Raw genomic sequence first — 20,568 nt, 5'->3', positions numbered from 1 at the left:
AACCCCGGCACTAGACCACCAGTAACTAGAAGGAGGACGGGATGGCCGTGTTTTTGATTCGGCGCCTGTTGGCAGGGATCCTGCTCGTGATCCTGGTCGCCAGCGCGACATACATCTTGCTGAATTACACAGGATCTGACGTGGCTCGCAACATTGTGGGGGAAACGGCGACGCCGGAGCAGGCTTTGGCCAAGGCCGCGGAACTAGGGCTCAACCGACCGCTGGGAGTCCGCTACTTTGACTGGTTCGTTACGACCCTCAGCGGCGACCTAGGCAAGTCCTGGTTCAACAACGTGCCTGTCTCGACCACGCTGCTGAATGGCCTGCCGGTAACCCTGTCGATCATTTTCGGTGCTTTGGTCCTGTCAGCCTTGGTCAGTGTCATCCTGGGCTCGCTGGCAGCGGTCCGAGCTGGCTGGTTCGATAAAACCGTCCAGGCTTCGGCGGTACTGGCCGATTCGATCCCCGGCTTCCTCGTTGCGCTCGTTCTGGCCATGGTTATCGCGGTAAACCTCGGTTGGCTCCCGGCGACAGGTTTCGTGCCGTTCCAGCGCTCTGCGGTTGAATGGCTGCGATCCATTACGTTGCCGTCGATTGCACTGGCATTCGGAGCCACCGCAGCGACCACGCTGCAACTTCGCGGCTCCATGCTTGACATTCTCAAACTGGACTACGTTCGCACACTCCGCAGCCGCGGCTTGAGCGACCGGCGGATTGTATTCAAGCACGTCCTCCGCAACGCTGCACCTCCGGCTGTTACCGTGCTCTCCCTCCAATTCATCGGACTGGTCGGAGGAGCAGTCATCGTCGAAAAAGTCTTTGGGCTTCGCGGCATCGGCAGCATCGCCACTTCGGCGGCGGTCCAGGGCGACGCGCCTGTGGTGCTGGGCGTTGTGATCGTGATGGTTCTGATCGTTGTCGTTGTAAATCTCATTGCTGACCTGGCCTACGGCTGGCTCAACCCCAAGGTGCGTGCAGAATGACCATTCCTCCCATTGACGGCACAGTGGCCGCCGCTGCTGCGAGCGGGGAGACTGCTAAGCGACGTCACATCGTTGTCAGGTTGATCCAGGACCCCGTTGCCATCTGCTGCATCGTCGTCTTGTTACTGCTCACGGCTGCGAGCGTTCTGGCTCCTTTCCTCACGAACCAGGATCCGATCAAGTCATCCCTTGCCGAGACCCTGGCGCCAATGAGCCAGCAACACCCCCTCGGTGCCGATGGCGTGGGGCGCGACGTTGTGGCCCGATTGCTATACGGCGGCCAGACCAGTCTGGCTGCAGCCTGCGTGGCCGTTTTGGTCGCGTTTGCCGTGGGCGTACCCGCCGGTCTCTTTGGCGGCTACTATCGCGGGCGTGCCGACGCCATCCTGGCGTGGGCCAGCAATTTCATCATGGCAGTCCCGGCCATCATCGTCCTCCTTGTGGTCATGGCCGCGGTTTCCCAGAGTACTTACGTCGCCATGGCGGTCCTGGGACTCATCGTTTCGCCGTCCGTCTACCGCTTGGTTCGGGCATCCGTAGTATCAGTACGCGAGGAACTGTTCGTTGACGCGGCGAGGGTTTCGGGTCTGTCTGATGGGCGGATCATGCGCCGGCACATCCTTCCTGTTGTCCAAGCTCCTTCCATCATCCAGGCTGCCCAGATCTTCGGCGTTTCCATCGGCATCCAGGCCGGCATCGCTTTCCTGGGTCTGGGTTCGCCTACCGAAGCCAGCTGGGGCGCAATGTTGAACGACGCGTTCGCCAACATCTACTCCGCGCCGCTGTTGCTCCTATGGCCTGCACTGATCATCTGTATGACCACGGCCTCGCTCGCCCTGCTGGCCAACTCCCTGCGCGACAGCCTCTCCGGCTCCAGGAAGCGGCCCACACGACACTCAGATCGCGTCCGTGATGGGGCATCGTCGAGCGAAGGATCGACGGCTGCGGACTTCGCAGATGTGGCGGACGATGTCCTGCTCGCGGTAGACAATCTGAAGGTGGACTACCCGGTCGACGGCGGTCGGCGAACTGTGGTGGACGGGGTATCCCTGACTGTCTGCCGCGGCCAGGTCCTGGGACTGGTGGGAGAATCCGGTTCCGGCAAGAGCCAGACAGCCTTTTCCCTTCTGGGCCTGTTGCCGCCAGAGGCGCGGGTTTCGGCTGGCCGGCTGCTGTTTGACGGCGTGGAGCTCAAAGGGCTGGGGCGTAACGCGATGAATCGACTACGTGGAAAGCGCATCGCCTATGTGCCACAGGAGCCTATGTCCAACCTGGACCCATCGTTCACCATCGGCTCCCAATTGGCGGAGCCGGTGCGCCAGCACATGAAGGTCTCAGCCAAGGAGGCAAAGGCACTCCTGCTCGATCTCCTTGAACGCGTCGGCATCAACGACCCTGCCCGGGTTTACTCCTCGTACCCGCATCAAATATCCGGAGGTATGGCACAGCGCGTACTCATCGCCGGCGCGATTTCCTGTGATCCGGATCTGCTGATCGCGGACGAGCCGACTACCGCTTTGGACGTCACGGTCCAGGCCGAAATACTCGACCTGATCCGGTCCCTGCAGGCGGAACGCAACATGGGCGTCATCCTCGTGACCCACGATTTCGGCGTGGTTGCCGACATCTGTGATCGCGTGGCCGTCATGCATACCGGGAAAATCGTTGAAACTGCCTCCGTCCAGGACCTCTTCTCGGACCCGCAGGACACGTACACCCGGATGCTGCTGTCATCCACTTTGGAGGACGCCAAGCCGAGGTCCCCTTTGAAAAGCACGCCGAAGTTGCCTAAAAGGGCACAAACCGCCTGATGGGAAGTGACATGATCGCCGCTGTTGAAGCCCCGGAAGAATCACATAATGGATCCGACGGTCCGTTGCTGAGCATTGAGAATGTAACAGTCCAATACCCATCCAAAAAATGGCGCAGCCCCGATTTCCTGGCCCTCAAGGGGGTCTCGCTCGACATACAGGCGGGCGAAACCGTGGGATTGGTGGGTGAATCAGGCTCGGGAAAGACCACCCTCGGACGGGCAGTCCTCGGACTTGCACCGGTTACCAGCGGACTCATCCGCTACGACGGCCAAGTCATCTCGGCCATGAACCGCAAGCAGCGGCGAACCCTCAGCGACGAAATCCAGGTCGTGTTCCAAGACCCTTACACGTCGCTCAATCCGGCGCTCACCGTGCTTGACATCCTCACCGAGCCCTTGCTTACCGCAGGCACCGGGCGGGCTCAGGCCGAACAACGGGTGAAGGACCTGCTTGAACAGGTCCATCTTCCACGGGACGCATCAAACCGGCTGCCCCGGGAATTCTCCGGCGGACAACGTCAGCGTATCGCCATCGCCCGCGCACTGTGCCGGGATCCGCGCCTGATCGTCTGCGACGAGCCCGTCAGCGCACTCGACCTTTCGAACCAGTCACGTGTCCTGGACCTGTTTATCGAAATCCAGGAGCGCACGGGGGTTTCGTACCTCTTTGTGACCCATGACCTCTCAGTGGTGCGATACATCAGCCATCGTGTTGCGGTCATGTACAAGGGAGAAATCATCGAAACCGGAGACGCAGCCAGGGTCACCACTCAGCCGAAGGAGGCCTACACGCAGAAGCTGCTGCTGGCCGCGCCTGTTCCCGACCCTGCCCGCCAGGCAAGCCGCCGTGCCGCCCGCCAAAAGTTCAGCGCCAAGCTGCACGTGGCCGGTCCATTCGAAAACCCCGCCTCATGAATGGCACGGAACATGGTTCCAACCGTCAGTCGCCCTCGCCGCTGAGAGTAGCCGCCATCGGATACGCCTTCATGGGCAAGGCACACTCGAACGCGTGGCGAAACGCTGCCAGCTTCTTCGACGTCCCGGCCTTCGAACAAAAAGTACTCGTAGGCAGGGATCCGGGACAGGTTACCCAGGCCGCGGCCAGGTACGGCTGGGCCGAGGCTGCCACGGACTGGCGCGAAGTGATCGCCCGGGACGACGTCGACATCGTCGACATCTGCACGCCGGGCTGGATGCACGCCGAAATCGCCATCGCCGCCCTCGAAGCCGGCAAGCACGTCCTCGTCGAAAAACCCCTGGCAAACACCCTGGCCGAAGCCGAAGCCATGGCCGCGGCCGCGCGCACGGCCCGCGACCGCGGCCTGCGCTCCATGATCGGCTTCAACTACCGCCGCGTCCCCGCACTGGCCCTCGCGAAAGAACTGATCGCCGAAGGCAGGCTCGGCACGGTCTGGCATGTTCGCGCTGCCTACCTGCAGGACTGGCTTGGCGATGAGCGATCCCCCATGACCTGGCGCCTCAGCAAGGAAACCGCCGGATCCGGAGCCCTGGGCGACATCGCCTCCCACGCCATCGATCAAGTTCTGTTCCTGCTCGGCGATTCCGTCACCGAAGTGTCCGGGCGACTGCACACCTTCGTGGACAGTCGCCCGGGAATGAACGGTCCCGAAGATGTAACAGTCGACGACGCCGCATGGGCCTCCCTGACCCTCGCCTCTGGAGTAATCGCTTCTGTGGAAGCCTCACGTATGGCGACCGGGCGGAAGAACTCCCTCAAGCTCGAAATCTATGGGGACAAGGGTGCCCTGCTTTTCGACCTCGAAAAACTCAACGAACTCAATTTCCTCGATGCCACCGTTCCCGTCAGGGAACAAGGTTTCAGCCGCATCCTCGTCACCGAACCCGAACACCCCTATATGCACGCCTGGTGGCCGCAAGGTCACATCATCGGCTGGGAACACACCTTTACCCACCAAATCCGCGACTTCCTCATTGCGATTGGAAACGGCACCGAGCCCTCGCCGTCATTCGACGACGGCCTGTCCGTCCAACGCATCCTGGCCGCGGTCGAGGAAAGTTCTGCCGCCAAAAACTCCCTCATCCAAGTAGCGGGTCCGTAGGCATCAGGACCCAACGAGCATCTCAAACGTAAACCCGACGTCATGGACCCTTGAGCGCCCCACTGCTCAAGGGTCCATGCCGTTGAATCCCAAAAATCGGCCGACTGGCTGTCACCTCATGCGCCAAAGTCTCTGGCCAAAGGCAATTCGAACGTGAACGAGGCACCCCTGGACTCATTTTCCACGGCGTAGATTCTGCCGTGCTGACGCGTGATAATGCGGTGGCTGAGAGCTAGGCCAATGCCGCTTCCCGTGGACTTCGAGGTGAAAGCTCCGTCGAAAATGCGGCCATCCGGGATGTGGGACAGGCCTTTGCCGCGATCAGCCACTCGGAAAACACCGGCATTCTCGGTAGCGTACGTCGTGATGACGACGTGCCGCTCGCGCTGCGGCCACCCAGACATCTCGTCGATGGCATTGTGGCAAAGGTTCAGGATCACCTGCCCCGTGAGGACTTTCTCGCAGCGGATCCAGATCGGGTTCTCGCTCATGACCAGCTGCAATTCCACCTCGTGTTGATCAGCCCGCAACCGAATGAAGTACAGGCAATCCCTGACGATTTCATTCAGGTCCACCACTTGTTCGGAATGCTCCAGCTGCACGACGAAATCGCGCAGGCTCTTCACGATCTGGTTTGCCCGGTCGATTTGCAGCCGAGCATTATCCAGCCCATAAATAAGATCATTGATGCTACTCTCGGGGTCCCTTACTCGACGGGATACTCCTTCCACGAAGTTCGTTGCTGCCGCAAGTGGTTGGCCGAGCTCGTGGGCGATCGCCATGGCCATGTCACCCATCGCGTTGTACCGTCCCAGGTAATTCAAGTGCTCAAGGTCCCGCCGATGCTCTTCTTCGGCCGCAACCTGCTCCGTGATGTCCTGGAGCAGCAACATGGCACCAGTGAGGTCCTTTTCAAGTGCTAGGTACTGGCAGCTGACTCCGAACCATTTGTTGGCACCGTCGGGATGCGCAACTTCGACGCGCAGACTCGAGGAGGATCCGTCAGCAGGATCCCTGGCCAGGGCTTTCTCCAGGGCAGGCCTGGAGGAGACGGCGCAGAGTTCAACGAAATTCTCCCCCAGCAATTCGTCCACTACGTGCCCCAGCTGACCCGCTGCTGCTGCACTGGCGAAAGTGATCCGGCCATCCCTGTCCAGCACGAGAATACCCTCGGCCATGCGCCGCAGGAATGCCTGCAAACGCCCCTCTGTCCTCTGTAGCTCCGATTTCAGGGACTCTTCTTTTTCGATGTCCCGGAACTGAACCATGATGGCCTCGCCGGCTGTCAGGCCGACCCGGACTGCAATGGCTTCGGTCAGGAATTCCCGCCCCGTCTTGGACCGGTACATCCACTCGGTTCTGCTGATTCCGTGGTCGGCCGCATCCTGAAGCCATTGCACGCCCACCGAGCGGCGGAATCGGGAATCCGCGCTGCTCATGTCCGGTGCCTTGAGCGGTTTCAATTCCTCCAAGGTGAAGCCCAGCATGTCGCAGGCAGCCTGGTTGGCCCAGAGGATGTCCTTGGTGACCGCGTCATGGATCAGGATGCAGTAACTCAGCGACTGGACAAGACGTTCATAATCCTCGGCGGCGGGGCCCGCAGGTTCGCCCGGCAGGGAAATAGGCACACACGATTTTAGCGCGCGGACGGCATTTCCCGCATAGGTATTTCCCTTACTCTTCACTGGCATTTCCTTGGTTTACGGCTACGAATCACCGATTGAAGGCAACTGCCCCCGCAAATAGCTTTAATCCAGAAACAATTTGTCAGTAGTACCGATTGGAGAAATTCGATGACCGACGTTCTGGCTAGGGCTCCGCAATCCACGCTCGACGACGTGCTCAAGCTCATTGCCCGGCGCCGGGAGGAATTCGGGGAGAATAGATTTGTCCCCAGGGACATCATCTCGGAATTCAAGAAGCTGGGCATCCACCGTGCAGCAACTCCGCGACGCTTCGGGGGCGATGCTCTTCCGCCGAGCCAGTTCCTCCGGATCATCGAGCAAATTTCGGCCGTGGATGCTTCGGCCGGCTGGGTAGCAAGCTTTGGCTCCTCCGTCTACCTGGCTGCCCTCCCCTTGGACACCCAGGCCGAGCTGTACGCCGACGGTCCCGATGTGGCGTTTGCCGGGGGCTTGTTTCCTCTCCAGAAAGCCGAACGCGTCGACGGTGGCTGGAATGTAGCGGGTGAATGGAAGTTCTCCAGTGGCTGCAAAGGCGCCGACATCCTCGGCGTTGGCCTGGTGGGCAATGAACGCACGGACGGCAAGCCCCTGACGGCCCTCCTGCGTCCTGAGCAAGTCGAGATAGTTGAGAACTGGGATGTCATCGGCCTCAATGGCACTGGCAGCCATGACCTGCGGGTCAACGCCCAGGTGGTGAGGGACGAATGGACCTTTGTCCGTGGCGGCGAGCCCACCGTTGACGAGCCGTTGTACCGCTACCCCGCGATTGCCTACGCGGCCCAGGTACTCGCCGTCGTCAATCTCGGCGCAGGCCGCGCAGCCCTGGACTATGCAATCAGCACCGGGAGCGGGCGCACCGGCATTACCGGTGCCCCCAAGCTTGCCGACAGGGCCTACTACCGCATGGATGTTGCCAAGGCCGAAGCCGAGCTCCGCTCTGCACGCGCGTTCTTCTACGAGATTTCGGACGAGGTGTATGCCACGGTGGAGGCCGGCGACCCGGCGACGGACAAGCAAAAAGCGCTGTTGCGCCTGGCGTCCACCCACGTGGCCCGGGTCGGTGCCAAGGCAGTGCACACTGCCTACACGCTCTCCGGAACAGCGGCCATCTACGACTCCAACCCGATGCAGCGTTACCTGCGGGACGCCTCGGTGGTCACCCAGCATGCGTTCCTCGGCGACGGGATCTACGACGGCGCCGGGGCCGTCCTGATGGACGTCCCGCCGTCGATCCCAGCGTTCATCTGACACAGGACTCAAGGAGCTGACATGAGCGAAACCGCCACCGCGACGCCACTGCGCGTACTGTTCTGCATCGGTATAAACCAGAACTTCTTCGATCTACCCAAGAGCGAAATCGGCGTTGTCTGGACTGCCTTCTCAGGGATGATGGCCGACATGGCGCGCATGCCCGGCGTCGACGTTATCGGCAACATGGATGACGATTCCCACCTGGTGGGACCATCGGACGGCTGGCCGTGGACGTGCTACATCCTGGCCGACGTCGATACCCAGGAGACTGTCAAGGCTGCGTGCAACCTCTTCCGCACGACGATGGTGGGCGAGTACGCCCTCTGGCGGTACGCCAAGATCGAGGCACGCATCGGACGAGCCCTGACCATCCGCGACGACGTCGAAACGGCTGGCTAGCCACATGGAACACGACACCGCAGCCACCTTGGCCGAACGCTTGGCCGTGCTCGAGATCCAGGAAGCGGCACGCGCCACGCTCTCCCGCTACCTGGACCTGTGCGACGTCCCGCGCCCGTCCTTCCCGTGGGACGACATGGCTTCGCTGTTCACCGAGCATGCGGTCTGGGAAGGCATCGGCCCCGAATACACGGGGAAATTCGGACGTCTGGAGGGCCGTTCCGCGGTCCTCGCGATGCTGGCGGACTTTCTTCCGCCGTCGTCGCACTTCAACCGCAATGTCCATCTGCTCGGCAACGGCCGCGTCGCTGCCGCCGGCGCCGGCGCCGGCGACACCGCCAGCGGCCAGTGGATCATGCAGCAGATTTCGGAGTACGACGGCGGCGGGACGGAACTGATCTCGGCCCGCCTCACGGTCGATTTCGAGCTCGGCGACGGAACGGCCCGGATCTGTCATTTCCGCACCGAGAAGCTGTTTACCGCCGGTCTCGTCCACCCACTCCATGCATAGCACCGAGAAAACCACCAAGGAGCACCCCATGACTTCACCAACTTCAGAAAGGGCCGGCGGGTTCGCCAGCCTGGCTGCAGACGACCGGGTCGCCGCGCAGCTCTACACCGATCCGGAGATCTTCGACTGGGAGATGGAAAAGATCTTCTACAACACCTGGGTCTGGGTAGCCCACGAAAGTGAGATCCCGGAGGCAGGCAGCTTCAAGATGTCACACATCGGCCTTCAGCCGGTCATCGTCAACCGTGACCGCAAGGGCAACTTCAACGTCCTGCTTAACCGCTGCCGCCACCGTGGCGCGAGTGTCTGCGAGGTCCCCAAGGGCAAGGCGAACGGCTTCACCTGCCCCTATCACTCCTGGTCCTACTCCCTCGAAGGCAACCTGCGCGGCATCCCCTACCCGGACGGCTACGAGGGCGTCACCGAGAAGCGCGACCTGCCCCTGCAGCGCCTGCGCGTGGAAAGCTACAACGGACTCATTTTCGCCAGCTTCAAGTCCGACATCGAGCCCCTCACGGACTTCCTAGGCGATGCGAAAATCTGGATCGACCGCTTCATGAAGCAGGGCGCCGGCTTCCCCGTCAAGGTCCAGGGCGAGCACAAATTCCGCTTCAACGGCAACTGGAAGATCCAGCTCGAAAACACCACCGACGGCTACCACTTCCCCATCGTCCACCGCTCCTGGATGGCCTCCGTGGACGCCGAAACCGCGGACATGCTGTCCTTCATGACCGACGAGAAGGCAGTGACCCACTCCCTCGGCAACGGGCACAGCGTCGCCATCATGGTCCCCGAACACGTGGACTTGGAAGAGGACGACGGCACCGAGGAACTGCAGGAGCGCTTCCGCCACATCATCGATGAGCTTTCCGAAACCATGCCGACGGACCAGGTCCGCCGCATCGTTCGCTCCATGCACGGCGCGGGCTACAACCTGAACCTGTTCCCCAACCTCTCGCTCTCCATGTCCTTCTTCCGGGTCCTGCGCCCCATCTCCGTCAACGAGACGGAAATCCAGCACATGGCGCTCGGCCTGGACGGCGGCCCGGAGAGCGTGAACCGCGAGCGCCTGCGGATCCACGAGCACTTCCAGGGGCCGTTCGGCTTCGGTACCTCGGACGACTCCGAGGCCTGGGACCGGGTTCAGCGCGGCGCCGTGGCAAACCCAGACATGCCGATCCTGGTCAACCGTGGCTTGGGACGTGAGGTGACCGTGGATGAAGGCTGGAAGACCTCGCATGTGACGGACGAAACCGGCATGCGCGAATCGTACGAAATGTGGAAAAGGATGATGAGCGATGAAAACTGATACCGCCGAAGAAGTTGTGGCGATCGACAACCGCCCGGCGCCCGAGCGCTACGAGTTGGGACTCGCTCGGCTCGCCGATCCCCTCGTGGGCCGTGCCATCGAGCTGATCTGGCGTGAGGCCCAGCTGCTGGACGACAAGGACTACGAATCCTGGCAGACTCTCTACACGGACGACGCCAAGTACGTCATCCCTGTCGACCCGGACACCGAGGACTTCGAATCGTCCCTGAACATGGTGTACGACGACGCGCGGATGCGCCACATGCGCGTCACCCGCCTCGTGCAGGGCTACTCGATGTCCGCCGTCGCCGCCGCCCGCACCTCACGAACCGTCTCCCGCTTCACCGTGGAAGAGATCACCGCGGACACCGTCACCCTGCGCTCTGCGCAGGTCCTGGTGGGCTTCAAGCGCGACAAGTTCCAGATGCTCGGGGCCGACCTCACACACCGCATCCGCTTCACCGGCGACGATGCCCGGATCGAGCTCAAACTCATCCGGCTGGTCAACTCCGATTCCGCCGTCAACGCCTCCGGCTTCCTCCTCTAGGACCCACCATGAACGCAGGATCCACAGTGAACCATGTCGCACTGGTCACCGGCGCCGCTCGCGGTCTCGGTGAAGTCATCGCCCGCAAGCTGCACAAGGAAGGTTTCAGGGTGGCCATCACCGGCACCAGCGCTGCCTCCGTACAACCCATCGCGGACAGCCTGGACCCCGCCGGGGAAACCGTTTGGGCCGGCGCCCTGGATGTCCGGAAAAAGGCCGACTTCGAGGCCGTTAGGGACCTCCTTGTTGAAAAGTGGGGCGGCACGGATGTGCTGGTGAACAATGCCGGACGTTCCCAAGTCGCGCCTTTGCTGGAGATCACTCCGGAGGAGTTCTCCGCGAATGTTGAGATCAACCTCAACGGCACTTTCCTCGGCTGTCAGGTGTTCGGTCCGCATTTCCGGGACCGCGGCTTCGGTCGGATCATCAACATCCACTCCCTGGCGGGCCACAACGGCGGCACCGCCACGGGAGCCCACTACGCAGCCTCCAAGGGCGGTGTCTCCACCCTGACCAAGGTGTTCGCCCGGGAGTTCGCATCCTCGGGCGTCACCGTCAACGCCGTATCCCCCGGGCCGCTAGACCTGCCGGTGGTCTATGAAACTGTCGACCCGGACAAGTTGGACACCATCAAGGCCAACATTCCGGTAGGCCGCTTCGGAGACGCCGAGTTCATCGCAGACACCGTGGCCCTCCTGGCCTCCCCCGGCGCATCCTCCGTCACGGGAGCCTGCTGGGACATCAACGGCGGCCTCTACATGCGCTAGCGCCGGCTGGCCCATTTACAAGCTGAGAGAAGAAAGGAGCGTTGCCCCATGGGCATGTTCAAGGTACGCGTGGCTGAAGTACTGGAGGAGACAAGCAACATCAAGTCCTTCCGCCTCCAACGTGCGGACGGGGCACCGTTCGATCCCTATCCTGCGGGGGCGCATATCGACGTCGTCGGCCCGACCGCCGTTGTCAGGCAGTACTCGCTGTGCAGTCCACCGGACGATCTTGACGACTGCGTGGTTGCAGTCAAGCTGGAGCCGGAGTCACGGGGTGGTTCCCAGGCCCTCCACGACCACGTCGAGGTCGGTCACGAGCTCGAGATCAGCGCACCGCGCAACCTCCTATCCGTCGCCGGGGGCGCCGACCGGCACATCCTGGTGGCGGCCGGCATCGGCGTCACCCCGATGATCAGCATCGCCTACCACCTGCACCGGAGAGGAGAAGATTTCGAGCTGCACTACTTTGCCCGGTCCCGCGAAGAAGCCGCGTTCTGCGAACTCCTTGAGAAGCGAAGCGGTTTCGGCGAACGCGTCCACTTCCACTTCGGGCTGCAGCGTGACCAGCACCCGGCCATGCTGGACGGCGCATTCGCGGGCCTCAGCGCCGCCTCGCACGTGTATACCTGCGGGCCCCAGGGCTTCATGGAGCGTGTACGGGACAGCGCGACTGCGATGATTCCCGAGGACAATGTCCATATCGAGCACTTCCAGGCCGGCGAGCCCTTCGATACCGATTCTGATGCTCCCTTCGAAATTGAGCTGGACGACGAGGTTTACGAGGTCCCCGTTGGTCAGTCCATCGTGCAAGTCCTCGCCAACAACGGGGTCGAAGTGGACACGTCCTGCCAGGAAGGGATCTGCGGCACGTGCATCATGGGGGTACTCAAGGGCGAACCGGACCACCGGGACCAGTGCATGTCAAGCAGCGAAAAGAAGGCCAACGACCAAATCGCCGCTTGCGTCTCACGGTCAAAGTCCCCCAGGCTGCTCCTGGAGCTCCTCTGAAAGCAGGAGTGCCGACTTTCGCAGAAGAGCCCCGTGGTCGATCCATCCAGATCGGCCACGGGGCTCCTTCGTTCGTCCAGACCCCACGAGGCCCGGCTTCGACCTCAGGCGACCCTGACGTTGTTTTGCAGAATGTCCCGGACCAGTGTGGCGATACTGTCAGCTCCGGTCTTCGCCTTGATTCTCGTGCGGTGGACGTCAATGGTCTTCACGCTAGTCCCCAACTTCCTGGCGATGTTCTGGCTCGGCAGACCGTCGATAACGAGGGCTAGAATCTCCCGTTCGCGGGGCGTCAGCCCTGCGATCCGTTGCTCAATTTCCCGCCGTCCGCGGTCGGATTCAAAGCGCGCGCGTGCGAGTTCGAGCGTTTCCTGCACCACATCTAGCATGTGCTGTGGGTCGTACGGCTTCTCCAGGAAATTGACTGCCCCTTGGCGCAGCGCTTTCACTGACATGCGGATGTCTCCGTGAGCGGACACAAAAATAATGGGGATAGGCGAAGCGATCTGGTTCAAGGTCTCCTGCAATTGAAACCCGCCGGTCCTCGGCATCCGGACATCCAGAACCAGGCACGACGGGATGTCGGGGTCATACTGAGCCAGGAACGACGCTACGTCATAGAAGCTACGGGACTGGATGCTGACGGAATCAAGCAGCCAGGCCAAAGAGGCACACAGCTCCTGGTCGTCGTCGACGATGTAAACGAGGGCTTCTGGTGAATCCATGTGGGGGACCTTGCACTGCCTGGGGTGTAGTAGGGGGAAACTCGACGGTATCGAGTCCACGGCATGGCCGTCAATCAATAACACGCTAAGGAAACTACCTACAACGCTAAAGCGAGTTCTGAAATTGTGTGGAACAAATCGCAATACCCATTAAGTCCAGTCCGCCATAGATTCTTATCACAAGGGTTAATGGATTGATCAGAATTAATGGTCACGACAGTTGGAGAAGAGAAATGCCTGAACTCACGCAAATCCAGAAAGATTTCCGGTCTGCCATGGCGTATCTGCCTGCGGCTGTGAACGTAGTGACCACCGCTGGTCCTCACGGGCGCGTGGGAATTACAGTCAGCGCCGTCTGCTCCGTCACGGACTCCCCGCCCACGGTCTTGGTTTGCGTCAACCAGAACAGCGCCACACACGATATCTTCAACAGCAATGGCGAGGTGTGCATCAACGTCCTCAGCGGCGAACACGAGGAGCTCGCCCGGCACTTCTCCGGAGCAACACGCGTTCCCATGGAGGAACGCTTCGGCTGGGATATCTGGGAAGAGGGCGCCGAAGCCGTTCCCGTGCTGCGTGACGCGCTGGTCAAGATCGTGGGCCGGATCAGCGGCCGCTCTGTCCAGGGATCGCACTCAGTAATCTTCGTCCAGGTGGACCGTGTTGAGGTCCAGGAGGAGCGTGACAGCCTCATCTACTTCAAGAGGCAGTTTCATCGCCTTTCCGTAACACAGGAGCTCGTCGCTTGAGGTCGGGCGGCTCGCTCCTTGAGCTCTCAGAGGCCCTGTCTTCCGGCGCAGTGACGCCAAGCGCCGCCGTCGAGCAGGCCTTGCAGCGTACGCAGGCCGCGGAACCCGAGATCCGGGCTTGGGTGGAAATCGACACGGCCGGTGCCCGCACCGCTGCCCGAGACCTGGGACGGGCGGCAGGCGCACGCGGTCCGCTTTGGGGAATACCGGTCGGCATCAAGGACCTCATCGACGTCCAAGGGCTGGCGACCCGCTGCGGCAGCGTACTACGCGGTGGCGAACCGGCTGTCGCGGATGCCGACTGCGTGAAGCTTCTCCGGCAGGCAGATGCCGTGGTCATGGGCAAGACCGTCACCACCGAGTTCGGCTACTTCGCTCCCGGCCCCACGCGCAACCCTGCCAATCCGGCCCACACCCCCGGCGGCTCATCCAGCGGATCAGCGGCCGCCGTGGCCGCTGGGATGATCCCGTTGGCCATTGGAACGCAGACAGCAGGATCCCTCACGCGACCCGCTTCTTTCTGCGGGGTCGCAGGGTTCGTCGCCGCCAAGGGACAGTTCTCCATGAGCGGCGTCACCGGACTGAGCCCCTCTCTGGACTCCCTCGGGTTCCTGGCGCGGACTGTGGCTGATCTTCATCTAGTCTGGAGCGCCCTGACCCCCATGGCACCGCCATCGGCGAACACAATCGACGGCGATTCCCCGCGCCTCCTGCTGTGGAACGGCAGCAGCCTGGGCGAGATCTCCACGGACATGGCAGCCGCCGTCGAGCTGGCCGCCGTCGCCTTGGACCGCGAAGGCGCCCACTGCAGACAGTGGACCGATCATGATGTCGTCCGACAGTTGGCCCGCGACCACGCCACCGTCATGGCCTTCGAAGCAGCCCGCGAGCGCGCCTGGGAGCTGCAAAGGTCAGACCTTCTAAGCATCCCGCTGGCCGAATTGTTGTCCAGCGGCGCCGACACATCGGAGGCGGACTATGCGGCAGCGCTTCTCCGGATTGCCGGCGCCCGCAGATCGGTGGCGTCAGCCCTCGAAAATTTCGACGCGATCCTCGGCCCGGCCGCGCTGGGCGCCGCCCCGGTCGGCACCGAAGCTACCGGCACTCCAGTTCTCAGCCGGCCCTGGCAGGCATTGGGCCTACCGGTCATCACCGTCCCCGGTCTTAAGGACTCCGCGGGAATGCCTCTCGGCATTCAGCTCATCGGAGCCCCTGACCGCGAACACCGCCTTTTCTCCATCGCGGAGCAGCTTGAAGCTTCGCTGGCCGACCGATAGCCCAACAGATCCGTGAGGAAGGTCCCGTTTGGATTTCCAAACGGGACCTTCCTCATAGCTCGGTCACACCCTGGTTGCGCCTCGGAATCAAGCCCACGCAGCGTCGGCAGTCCAGTACTCGGTACCGTTCGCGCTGATTCCATGCCTCCATTCGGACACCCGTTTGAGCTGAGGCTCAACCCGGGCGGTTACCGCGTCGGCTGCCTCCGGTCCGTCCAGGTCCACTTGCCAGTGAACCCAGTTCACTTCCAGGTCGTTCTCGTCGTGGACGAACAGATCGACGTGGTGCCAGCCGTAACCGAAGGTGTCCGCATAGCAGGTCAGAAACATCCGGTCATGTTTTGTGGGATGGGCCATCGGGCGTTCTCCTTTCACGTTGTTTATCAGCAGGCTATGGGGGATTTCCTTACCTCGGAAGGGCATAAAGCTTTACGCCGGGCTGTGTTTCCTCGCATTTTCAGGCACGGAATTCGACGTAAGGATATTGAGGGAAGGCATCGCCTTCGTGACCGACCATTCCAATTTCCGAAGGCACCCCGTGAAGATTGAGCGCATAGAGGCGATCCCTTATTCGATCCCCTACTCCAAGCCTTTGGAGTTCGCCAGCGGGCGGGTGTCCGACGCCGAGCACGTCCTCATCCGGGTCCACACCGACGACGGATTGGTAGGCACGGCGGACGCACCACCCCGCCCGTTCACCTACGGTGAGACGCAGGATTCCATCGTCTCGGTGGTCACCAAGATCTTCGCTCCCGCCGTTACCGGGCTCGACCCGATGGACCGCGGGAAGATCCACCAGATCCTCGCCCGGACAGTCCATAACCAGGTGGCCAAAGGCAGTCTGGACATCGCCCTCTGGGACATCATCGGCAAAGCCACGGGAACTCCGGTCAGCAGGCTGCTGGGCGGCTTCACGGACTCCATGGCAGTCAGCCACATGCTCGGCTTCCAACCGGCGCAGAAACTGCTGGACGAGGCCCTACGATTCCAGCGCGAGTTCGGCATCAACACCTTCAAGCTCAAAGTCGGGCGCCGCCCCCTGTCGCTGGACATCGAAGCATGCCGCGTACTGCGCGCCGGGCTGGACCCGGACACCGAACTGTACCTCGACGCCAATCGGGGCTGGACCGCCAACGAAGCCCTCGAAGTCCTGCGCCGCACGGACGGCCTGGGACTGTCCCTCCTGGAAGAACCATGCGACGTCAAGGAAGGTCTGAGCCGCCGCCGGCTCGTGGAGAAATCTCCCATACCCGTGGTCGGCGATGAAAGCGTCCCCACCGCCGGAGACGCCTCCCGTGAGCTGCTCTCCGGGGGATGCAACGCCATCAGCATCAAAACCGCGCGCAGCGGCTTCACCGAAGCACAGCAAATCCTTGGCCTATGCACCGGACTGGGCGTCGACGTCGTGATGGGAAACCAGATCGACACGCAGCTGGGAACGATCGCCACCGTAACCTTCGGCGCCGCGCACGAGGCCACCTCGCGGCGTGCCGGTGAACTCTCCAATTTCCTTGACATGTTCGATGATCTCCTTGCCGAGCCGATAGTCATCCAGGACGGCCGAATCCGTGTCCGGGACGTCCCCGGCGTCGGAGCTGACATCGACGAGCACAAGCTCGCACGCTACCGGCAAGACAAATAGCCGGCTGGGGCTGCCCACCCATCCCCCGAATGCAAAGGAGCATCGTGCTGTACCTGGTCCGAATGGACGTCAACCTCCCCGCCAATATGCCCGAAGATCAGGCCACAGCCATCAAGGCAGAAGAAAAGGCCTACTCACAAGGCCTCCAACGCGACGGCCGATGGCCACACCTATGGCGGGTCGTGGGGCAATACGCCAATTACTCGATCTTCGACGTCGAAAGCAACGACGAGCTACACGAGCTTCTACAGAGCCTTCCGCTGTTCCCCTATATGGACGTCCAGGTCACTGCACTCGCGAAACACCCGTCGTCGATCTCCTGACGACCTCGATTGACCCACCCCTGCTACTACCGCCTCACTGCAGAGTCGGAATGACAATGAAAGGACAAACCCATGTCTGTCGAAATCACCGCAACAGCCGCCGCGTCCGGCGCCAACGCCACCGAACGCTTCCGCTCGGACAAGTCCGTGGCCGCCGAAGTTAGCCCCGAACGCATCAACGTGCTCGCCTCACGCGCCATCAAAGCCTTGGTAAACACCGTGACGGAAGAAAAGGTCACCTACGACGAATACAACGCCCTGAAATCCTGGCTCATCAGGGTAGGAGAAGACGGCGAATGGCCGCTCTTCCTGGACGTCTGGATTGAACACGCCGTCGAAGAAGTCGCCAACGCGGACCGGGAAGGCAGCAAAGGAACAATCGAAGGCCCCTACTATGTTCCGGGTTCGCCTGTTCTAGAGACCCCGGCAATGCTTCCAATGCGCGACGACGAGTCCGGCACCCCGTTGCTGTTCCAAGGCCGCGTCACAGGCGTCAACGGTGAACCCCTCGCGGGCGCCAGCGTCGAAATCTGGCACGCGGACGACCTCGGCTTCTACTCGCAATTCGCCCCGGGCCTTCCCGAATGGAACCTTCGCGGCACAGTCCTCGCCAACTCCGAAGGCGTCTACCAAATCAACACCGTGCAACCCGCGCCCTACCAAATCCCCACAGACGGCGCCTGCGGCCAGCTCATCGCCTCCGCCGGCTGGCATGCCTGGCGTCCCGCGCACCTCCACCTCAAAGTCAGCGCGCCCGGATACCAGCTCATCACCACCCAGCTGTACTTCACAGCGGACGAGCACCTCTCGGACGACATAGCCTCAGCCGTCAAACCAGAGCTCGTTCTCGAACCGAAGGACAAAGCGGACGGCACTGGCCGCGAGGTCTCCTACGACTTCGTCCTCGCTTCAGCGGAGTAGTCGGCGGAATTTACGATGGAGGCGTGCAGTCCGGCTAAGTCCGAACTGCACGCCTCCATGGTCTGCAGCACTTTCTTCCTGGCTGAACATGCAGCATTCGTGGAATAGCGGTTCGGGTCCGTCAACAAATAGCGCCGGCGGTCTGCCGTCTGCGATGACACAGTCTCGAGTCCAATGAAGAAATCCGTCGCTCGCCAGGAGGAGCCGGTCCCTTCAACGCCCCTCGAACTTTCGGAACTGCCGAGCAAGGGGATGCCGTGCCGCCTCCGCCTGGTGGGAGGGTCCCGGGTTTCCGTGCCGGCCGGTGGGACGAGCCCTGCCGCACCAATCAAGAACGGCATTTTCGGATACCTCCAAGGCCTCGAATGTAGGCCATGACACGCAGGAGTGACGCGTGACTGAGACACGCAATACAGCGGCAGAGGCGATCGCCGCAATTCCAGGACTTGTCCGCGGATGGAAAGCGCGGACCATCCGAAAGGTCATGCTGCGGCTGCTGCCCATCCTGGCAATGGCCTATTTCCCCAACTCATTGGAAAAGACCAACATCGGCTTGGCTGCGTTGCAGATGAAACAAGCTCTCGGCGTGGCAACAGCGGCTTCAGGCTCGCGTCGGGGCTGCTTTTCGTTGGCTATGCAGTGTTTGAGGTCTCTAGCCTCGATCTTTCACGAGGCAGGATTTCGGCGGGGTCAGGGCTTACTGGCTGCCTGACGTGGTCGATTCTGGCATGAAGGTGTGACAGGGCGGCCGCTGACCGGTGGCGGCTGGTCGCGGGCGGTTCCACTGCCGCCCGTTTTGGTGTTCTTGCGTCCTTTTGATTCGCTGTCGTCCGGCCGGTTTCCGGCTATGGCGGGGTAAGGGCCCGCAGCCTGGCGAGGCCCTTGATCAGCAGGGACGTTTCGGGGGCCGTGGAGGCCAGATGCACGATGACCTGGCGGGCGTGGCGGCTGATTTTCCCGGCGATCTCGAAGACTCTCGCGCGGAGCTTTTTGGGTTCCCACCGCCGGACCTTCGTTCCGGTGGAGGCGAGCAATTGTGTCCATGCGGTGAGTTCGGCCGCGAGCATGACCAGATGGCACCAGAGCGTGTTCGCGGCGAAGGAATGCAGGGGAAGGTTTTGAAGGCCGGTGTCCTTGGCGCCCCGGATCCGGTCCTCGCAGCGGGCCCGCAGCCGGTGCCTGACTTCAAGGTCGGCGAGTTGGCCGCGGGCCTGGTTGGTCGCGAACGCCGTGTATCTCATCCGTCGAGGTCCGTGATGCGCAGTTGGGCGCCCGGGTGCGGGATTTCCTTGCGGACGATGACCCGCAGGCCTTTGGGCCAGGTGGAGAGCTCGAGCATGCCGGTGACCTCTGCCACCCAGGCGCCGTCGCGTTCGAAATGGGACTCTTCGCAACTCGACTCAAGTGCTGTTAGGCGAAGCCCGGCCGATTCGAAGCATCGGGCTCATGCCTGCGCTGAGGCCGCGGCCCACGGCCGGCGAACCGGTCGGCCGTACGTCGTCGATCCTGCGCAACTGGTACGCGCCGGCCTTCTGCGAGCTGATGGTTCCACTATCCGTGAAATAGCGGCCAAGATCGGCCTGAAGCGCGCGAGGCTGTATCAACGTCTGCAGCTGCCGCCCGCCGCTCCCGGTCCCAGCGGCGACCAAAGCTCGGCAGGCACCAATTTGCGTCCTGCCTACTAGAGGTAGGCTGGACGGTCGGCCTTTCTCTGAGTCTGAGTCCCCACGTGACAAAGGCACTGAAGATAACTGCCACAGATCCAGAAATGAAGCACCTCCTGGATAGAGATCTCTCTCTAACGACAGGGCTTGCAGACGTGGGATGCGATGCCCGGATTAGCGATTGAGATGAACTCCAACAACAACGACGCCCGTGATCGTAAGATCAAGCAAGACACGCGCGCCCACTACCGCGCTGTTCAGCAGCCTCCTAGGCGCCCAGCTCCAAGTTCACGGACAGCGGTAGCTCGTTGACTGAGGTGCCGATGCGCAGGCGGTAGTCCCCGGGTTCGTAGCTCCAGCCGTTGTCCCAGTAGGCCAGCAGCCGGGTAGGCACATTCAGGGTTGCGGTGACGGTTTCGCCGGGTCCGGCCCACACGGGGGTGGAGGCGACGAGCCAGCGCACGGGGCGGTCCACGACGGAGCCGGGCCGTTCGGCGTAGACCTGCACCACTTGCTTGCCGGCGCGGGTGCCGGTGTTGGACAGGGTCACGGTGAGGGGCACGACGGCGCCGGGTACCGCGGTGCCGGGGGCCTCGGCTGTGTCGAGGGTCCAGTGGGTGTAGCCGAGCCCGTGCCCGAACTCATACGCCGGCGTGACACCGGTCTTCAGCCAGGCGCGGTAGCCGATGTGGATGCCTTCGGTGTATTCCAGTTTTCCGTCGGCGTCCGGGGTGGTGTTGATGACCGGAACGCTGCTTTGGGTGGCGGGCCAGGTGGTCGGAAGCCGGCCGCCGGGCTCGGCCTCGCCAACCAGGATGTCGGCGAGGGCGGTGCCGAATTCCTGCCCGCCGAAGTACCCGATCAGGATGCCCGCTACTTCGTGGCGCCAGGGCAGCAGCACCGGGGACCCGGA

General features: G+C 62.3%; 22 protein-coding genes and 1 pseudogene. 17 read left to right on the top strand and 6 right to left on the bottom strand.

The genetic code is table 11. From position 1 onward, the window contains the following. The first annotated feature begins 41 nt into the window (after positions 1-41). From AB4Z38_RS11930 to AB4Z38_RS11915, 4 genes are read left to right on the top strand one after another with little or no spacing between them, the layout of a single operon-like run. Positions 42-983, top strand: a complete 942-nt coding sequence (locus AB4Z38_RS11930) for an ABC transporter permease (RefSeq protein WP_441429908.1) — start codon at positions 42-44, stop codon at positions 981-983. Next, positions 980-2,794, top strand: coding sequence for a dipeptide/oligopeptide/nickel ABC transporter permease/ATP-binding protein (locus tag AB4Z38_RS11925; RefSeq protein ID WP_441429907.1), 1,815 nt, complete (start codon positions 980-982; stop codon positions 2,792-2,794). Before AB4Z38_RS11930 ends, AB4Z38_RS11925 begins: the two co-directional genes overlap by 4 nt. Positions 2,795-2,805: 11 nt before the next feature. Continuing rightward, complete coding sequence (locus AB4Z38_RS11920) at positions 2,806-3,711, top strand: ABC transporter ATP-binding protein (protein ID WP_441429906.1); 906 nt, start codon at positions 2,806-2,808, stop codon at positions 3,709-3,711. Continuing rightward, entirely contained in the window at positions 3,708-4,877 is a 1,170-nt protein-coding gene (locus AB4Z38_RS11915; RefSeq protein ID WP_441429905.1) for a Gfo/Idh/MocA family protein, read from the top strand. Before AB4Z38_RS11920 ends, AB4Z38_RS11915 begins: the two co-directional genes overlap by 4 nt. A gap of 116 nt (positions 4,878-4,993) precedes the next feature. Here the strand turns inward: AB4Z38_RS11915 and AB4Z38_RS11910 are convergent, their stop codons facing one another. Beyond that, positions 4,994-6,562 (bottom strand): PAS domain S-box protein, encoded by a 1,569-nt coding sequence (locus AB4Z38_RS11910; protein ID WP_441429904.1) that lies wholly within the window; start codon positions 6,560-6,562, stop codon positions 4,994-4,996. A 108-nt stretch (positions 6,563-6,670) separates the two neighbouring features. Between AB4Z38_RS11910 and AB4Z38_RS11905 the strand changes: the two genes are divergently transcribed. Genes AB4Z38_RS11905 through AB4Z38_RS11875 form a run of 7 tightly spaced genes read left to right on the top strand, consistent with a single transcriptional unit; the run spans position 6,671 to position 12,354 of the window. After that, positions 6,671-7,810 carry an acyl-CoA dehydrogenase family protein gene (locus AB4Z38_RS11905; protein WP_441429903.1) on the top strand — a complete coding sequence of 380 codons (1,140 nt, stop codon included), beginning with the start codon at positions 6,671-6,673 and terminating at the stop codon, positions 7,808-7,810. A gap of 21 nt (positions 7,811-7,831) precedes the next feature. Continuing rightward, a complete protein-coding gene (locus AB4Z38_RS11900; RefSeq protein WP_441429902.1) occupies positions 7,832-8,212 on the top strand; it encodes a hypothetical protein in 381 nt (126 codons plus the stop codon). A 4-nt stretch (positions 8,213-8,216) separates the two neighbouring features. Then, the gene (locus tag AB4Z38_RS11895; protein ID WP_441429901.1) at positions 8,217-8,723 is read left to right on the top strand and encodes a nuclear transport factor 2 family protein; all 507 of its coding nucleotides are present in this window, start codon (positions 8,217-8,219) and stop codon (positions 8,721-8,723) included. A gap of 28 nt (positions 8,724-8,751) precedes the next feature. Continuing rightward, positions 8,752-10,032, top strand: a complete 1,281-nt coding sequence (locus AB4Z38_RS11890) for an aromatic ring-hydroxylating oxygenase subunit alpha (RefSeq protein ID WP_441429900.1) — start codon at positions 8,752-8,754, stop codon at positions 10,030-10,032. Then, positions 10,022-10,579 carry an aromatic-ring-hydroxylating dioxygenase subunit beta gene (locus AB4Z38_RS11885; RefSeq protein WP_441429899.1) on the top strand — a complete coding sequence of 186 codons (558 nt, stop codon included), beginning with the start codon at positions 10,022-10,024 and terminating at the stop codon, positions 10,577-10,579. The genes AB4Z38_RS11890 and AB4Z38_RS11885 overlap by 11 nt, the downstream gene beginning before the upstream one ends. A gap of 8 nt (positions 10,580-10,587) precedes the next feature. Then, positions 10,588-11,346, top strand: coding sequence for an SDR family NAD(P)-dependent oxidoreductase (locus AB4Z38_RS11880; protein WP_441429898.1), 759 nt, complete (start codon positions 10,588-10,590; stop codon positions 11,344-11,346). Between the two features lie 48 nt (positions 11,347-11,394). Next, positions 11,395-12,354: a PDR/VanB family oxidoreductase gene (locus AB4Z38_RS11875; protein ID WP_441429897.1), complete on the top strand. Its 960-nt coding sequence runs from the start codon at positions 11,395-11,397 to the stop codon at positions 12,352-12,354. Positions 12,355-12,458: 104 nt separating this feature from the next. Here the strand turns inward: AB4Z38_RS11875 and AB4Z38_RS11870 are convergent, their stop codons facing one another. Then, positions 12,459-13,079, bottom strand: a complete 621-nt coding sequence (locus tag AB4Z38_RS11870; protein ID WP_441429896.1) for a response regulator transcription factor — start codon at positions 13,077-13,079, stop codon at positions 12,459-12,461. Between the two features lie 233 nt (positions 13,080-13,312). Between AB4Z38_RS11870 and hpaC the strand changes: the two genes are divergently transcribed. Further along, on the top strand, positions 13,313-13,828 hold the full coding sequence (gene hpaC, locus AB4Z38_RS11865; protein ID WP_441429895.1) for a 4-hydroxyphenylacetate 3-monooxygenase, reductase component: 516 nt from the start codon (positions 13,313-13,315) through the stop codon (positions 13,826-13,828). Continuing rightward, entirely contained in the window at positions 13,825-15,105 is a 1,281-nt protein-coding gene (locus AB4Z38_RS11860; protein ID WP_441429894.1) for an amidase, read from the top strand. The genes hpaC and AB4Z38_RS11860 overlap by 4 nt, the downstream gene beginning before the upstream one ends. A gap of 87 nt (positions 15,106-15,192) precedes the next feature. Here AB4Z38_RS11860 and AB4Z38_RS11855 read toward each other — a convergent pair whose 3' ends face one another. Further along, the gene (locus AB4Z38_RS11855; RefSeq protein ID WP_441415684.1) at positions 15,193-15,462 is read right to left on the bottom strand and encodes a hypothetical protein; all 270 of its coding nucleotides are present in this window, start codon (positions 15,460-15,462) and stop codon (positions 15,193-15,195) included. Positions 15,463-15,643: 181 nt separating this feature from the next. Here AB4Z38_RS11855 and AB4Z38_RS11850 point away from each other — a divergent pair, with 181 nt between their 5' ends. The 4 genes from AB4Z38_RS11850 (at position 15,644) to AB4Z38_RS11835 (ending at position 18,703) form a co-directional block, all read left to right on the top strand. Next, complete coding sequence (locus AB4Z38_RS11850) at positions 15,644-16,747, top strand: enolase C-terminal domain-like protein (protein WP_441429893.1); 1,104 nt, start codon at positions 15,644-15,646, stop codon at positions 16,745-16,747. Positions 16,748-16,791: 44 nt separating this feature from the next. Continuing rightward, the gene (gene catC / locus AB4Z38_RS11845) at positions 16,792-17,070 is read left to right on the top strand and encodes a muconolactone Delta-isomerase (protein WP_441429892.1); all 279 of its coding nucleotides are present in this window, start codon (positions 16,792-16,794) and stop codon (positions 17,068-17,070) included. A 72-nt stretch (positions 17,071-17,142) separates the two neighbouring features. Further along, a complete protein-coding gene (gene catA / locus AB4Z38_RS11840; RefSeq protein ID WP_441429891.1) occupies positions 17,143-17,991 on the top strand; it encodes a catechol 1,2-dioxygenase in 849 nt (282 codons plus the stop codon). Between the two features lie 394 nt (positions 17,992-18,385). Then, on the top strand, positions 18,386-18,703 hold the full coding sequence (locus tag AB4Z38_RS11835; RefSeq protein WP_441429890.1) for a hypothetical protein: 318 nt from the start codon (positions 18,386-18,388) through the stop codon (positions 18,701-18,703). Between the two features lie 133 nt (positions 18,704-18,836). Here AB4Z38_RS11835 and AB4Z38_RS11830 read toward each other — a convergent pair. The 3 genes and pseudogenes from AB4Z38_RS11830 to AB4Z38_RS11820 form a co-directional block, all read right to left on the bottom strand. Next, a pseudogene (locus tag AB4Z38_RS11830) lies at positions 18,837-19,363 on the bottom strand (transposase); the annotation flags it as partial. Between the two features lie 28 nt (positions 19,364-19,391). Further along, complete coding sequence (locus AB4Z38_RS11825; protein ID WP_441429889.1) at positions 19,392-19,595, bottom strand: hypothetical protein; 204 nt, start codon at positions 19,593-19,595, stop codon at positions 19,392-19,394. A 328-nt stretch (positions 19,596-19,923) separates the two neighbouring features. Beyond that, a partial coding sequence (locus AB4Z38_RS11820) for a glycoside hydrolase family 3 C-terminal domain-containing protein (protein WP_441429888.1) occupies positions 19,924-20,568 on the bottom strand: 645 nt, incomplete at its 5' end.

It is taken from the genome of Arthrobacter sp. 2RAF6, from assembly GCF_052115205.1.
Lineage (GTDB): Bacteria > Actinomycetota > Actinomycetes > Actinomycetales > Micrococcaceae > Arthrobacter.
Note: the sequence above shows the minus strand (reverse complement) of the source record. Positions and strands in the feature narration are given on the sequence as shown.

Bases quoted from the DNA above. Each gene is read 5' to 3' on its own strand.
- AB4Z38_RS11885 (WP_441429899.1), top strand. From the start codon at position 10,022: ATGAAAACTGATACCGCCGAAGAAGTTGTGGCGATCGACAACCGCCCG.
- AB4Z38_RS11895 (WP_441429901.1), top strand. From the start codon at position 8,217: ATGGAACACGACACCGCAGCCACCTTGGCCGAACGCTTGGCCGTGCTC.
- hpaC (WP_441429895.1), top strand. From the start codon at position 13,313: ATGCCTGAACTCACGCAAATCCAGAAAGATTTCCGGTCTGCCATGGCG.
- AB4Z38_RS11920 (WP_441429906.1), top strand. From the start codon at position 2,806: ATGATCGCCGCTGTTGAAGCCCCGGAAGAATCACATAATGGATCCGAC.
- AB4Z38_RS11870 (WP_441429896.1), bottom strand. From the start codon at position 13,079: ATGGATTCACCAGAAGCCCTCGTTTACATCGTCGACGACGACCAGGAG.
- AB4Z38_RS11855 (WP_441415684.1), bottom strand. From the start codon at position 15,462: ATGGCCCATCCCACAAAACATGACCGGATGTTTCTGACCTGCTATGCG.
- catA (WP_441429891.1), top strand. From the start codon at position 17,143: ATGTCTGTCGAAATCACCGCAACAGCCGCCGCGTCCGGCGCCAACGCC.
- AB4Z38_RS11905 (WP_441429903.1), top strand. From the start codon at position 6,671: ATGACCGACGTTCTGGCTAGGGCTCCGCAATCCACGCTCGACGACGTG.
- AB4Z38_RS11930 (WP_441429908.1), top strand. From the start codon at position 42: ATGGCCGTGTTTTTGATTCGGCGCCTGTTGGCAGGGATCCTGCTCGTG.
- AB4Z38_RS11875 (WP_441429897.1), top strand. From the start codon at position 11,395: ATGGGCATGTTCAAGGTACGCGTGGCTGAAGTACTGGAGGAGACAAGC.
- AB4Z38_RS11925 (WP_441429907.1), top strand. From the start codon at position 980: ATGACCATTCCTCCCATTGACGGCACAGTGGCCGCCGCTGCTGCGAGC.
- AB4Z38_RS11880 (WP_441429898.1), top strand. From the start codon at position 10,588: ATGAACGCAGGATCCACAGTGAACCATGTCGCACTGGTCACCGGCGCC.
- AB4Z38_RS11900 (WP_441429902.1), top strand. From the start codon at position 7,832: ATGAGCGAAACCGCCACCGCGACGCCACTGCGCGTACTGTTCTGCATC.
- AB4Z38_RS11915 (WP_441429905.1), top strand. From the start codon at position 3,708: ATGAATGGCACGGAACATGGTTCCAACCGTCAGTCGCCCTCGCCGCTG.
- AB4Z38_RS11890 (WP_441429900.1), top strand. From the start codon at position 8,752: ATGACTTCACCAACTTCAGAAAGGGCCGGCGGGTTCGCCAGCCTGGCT.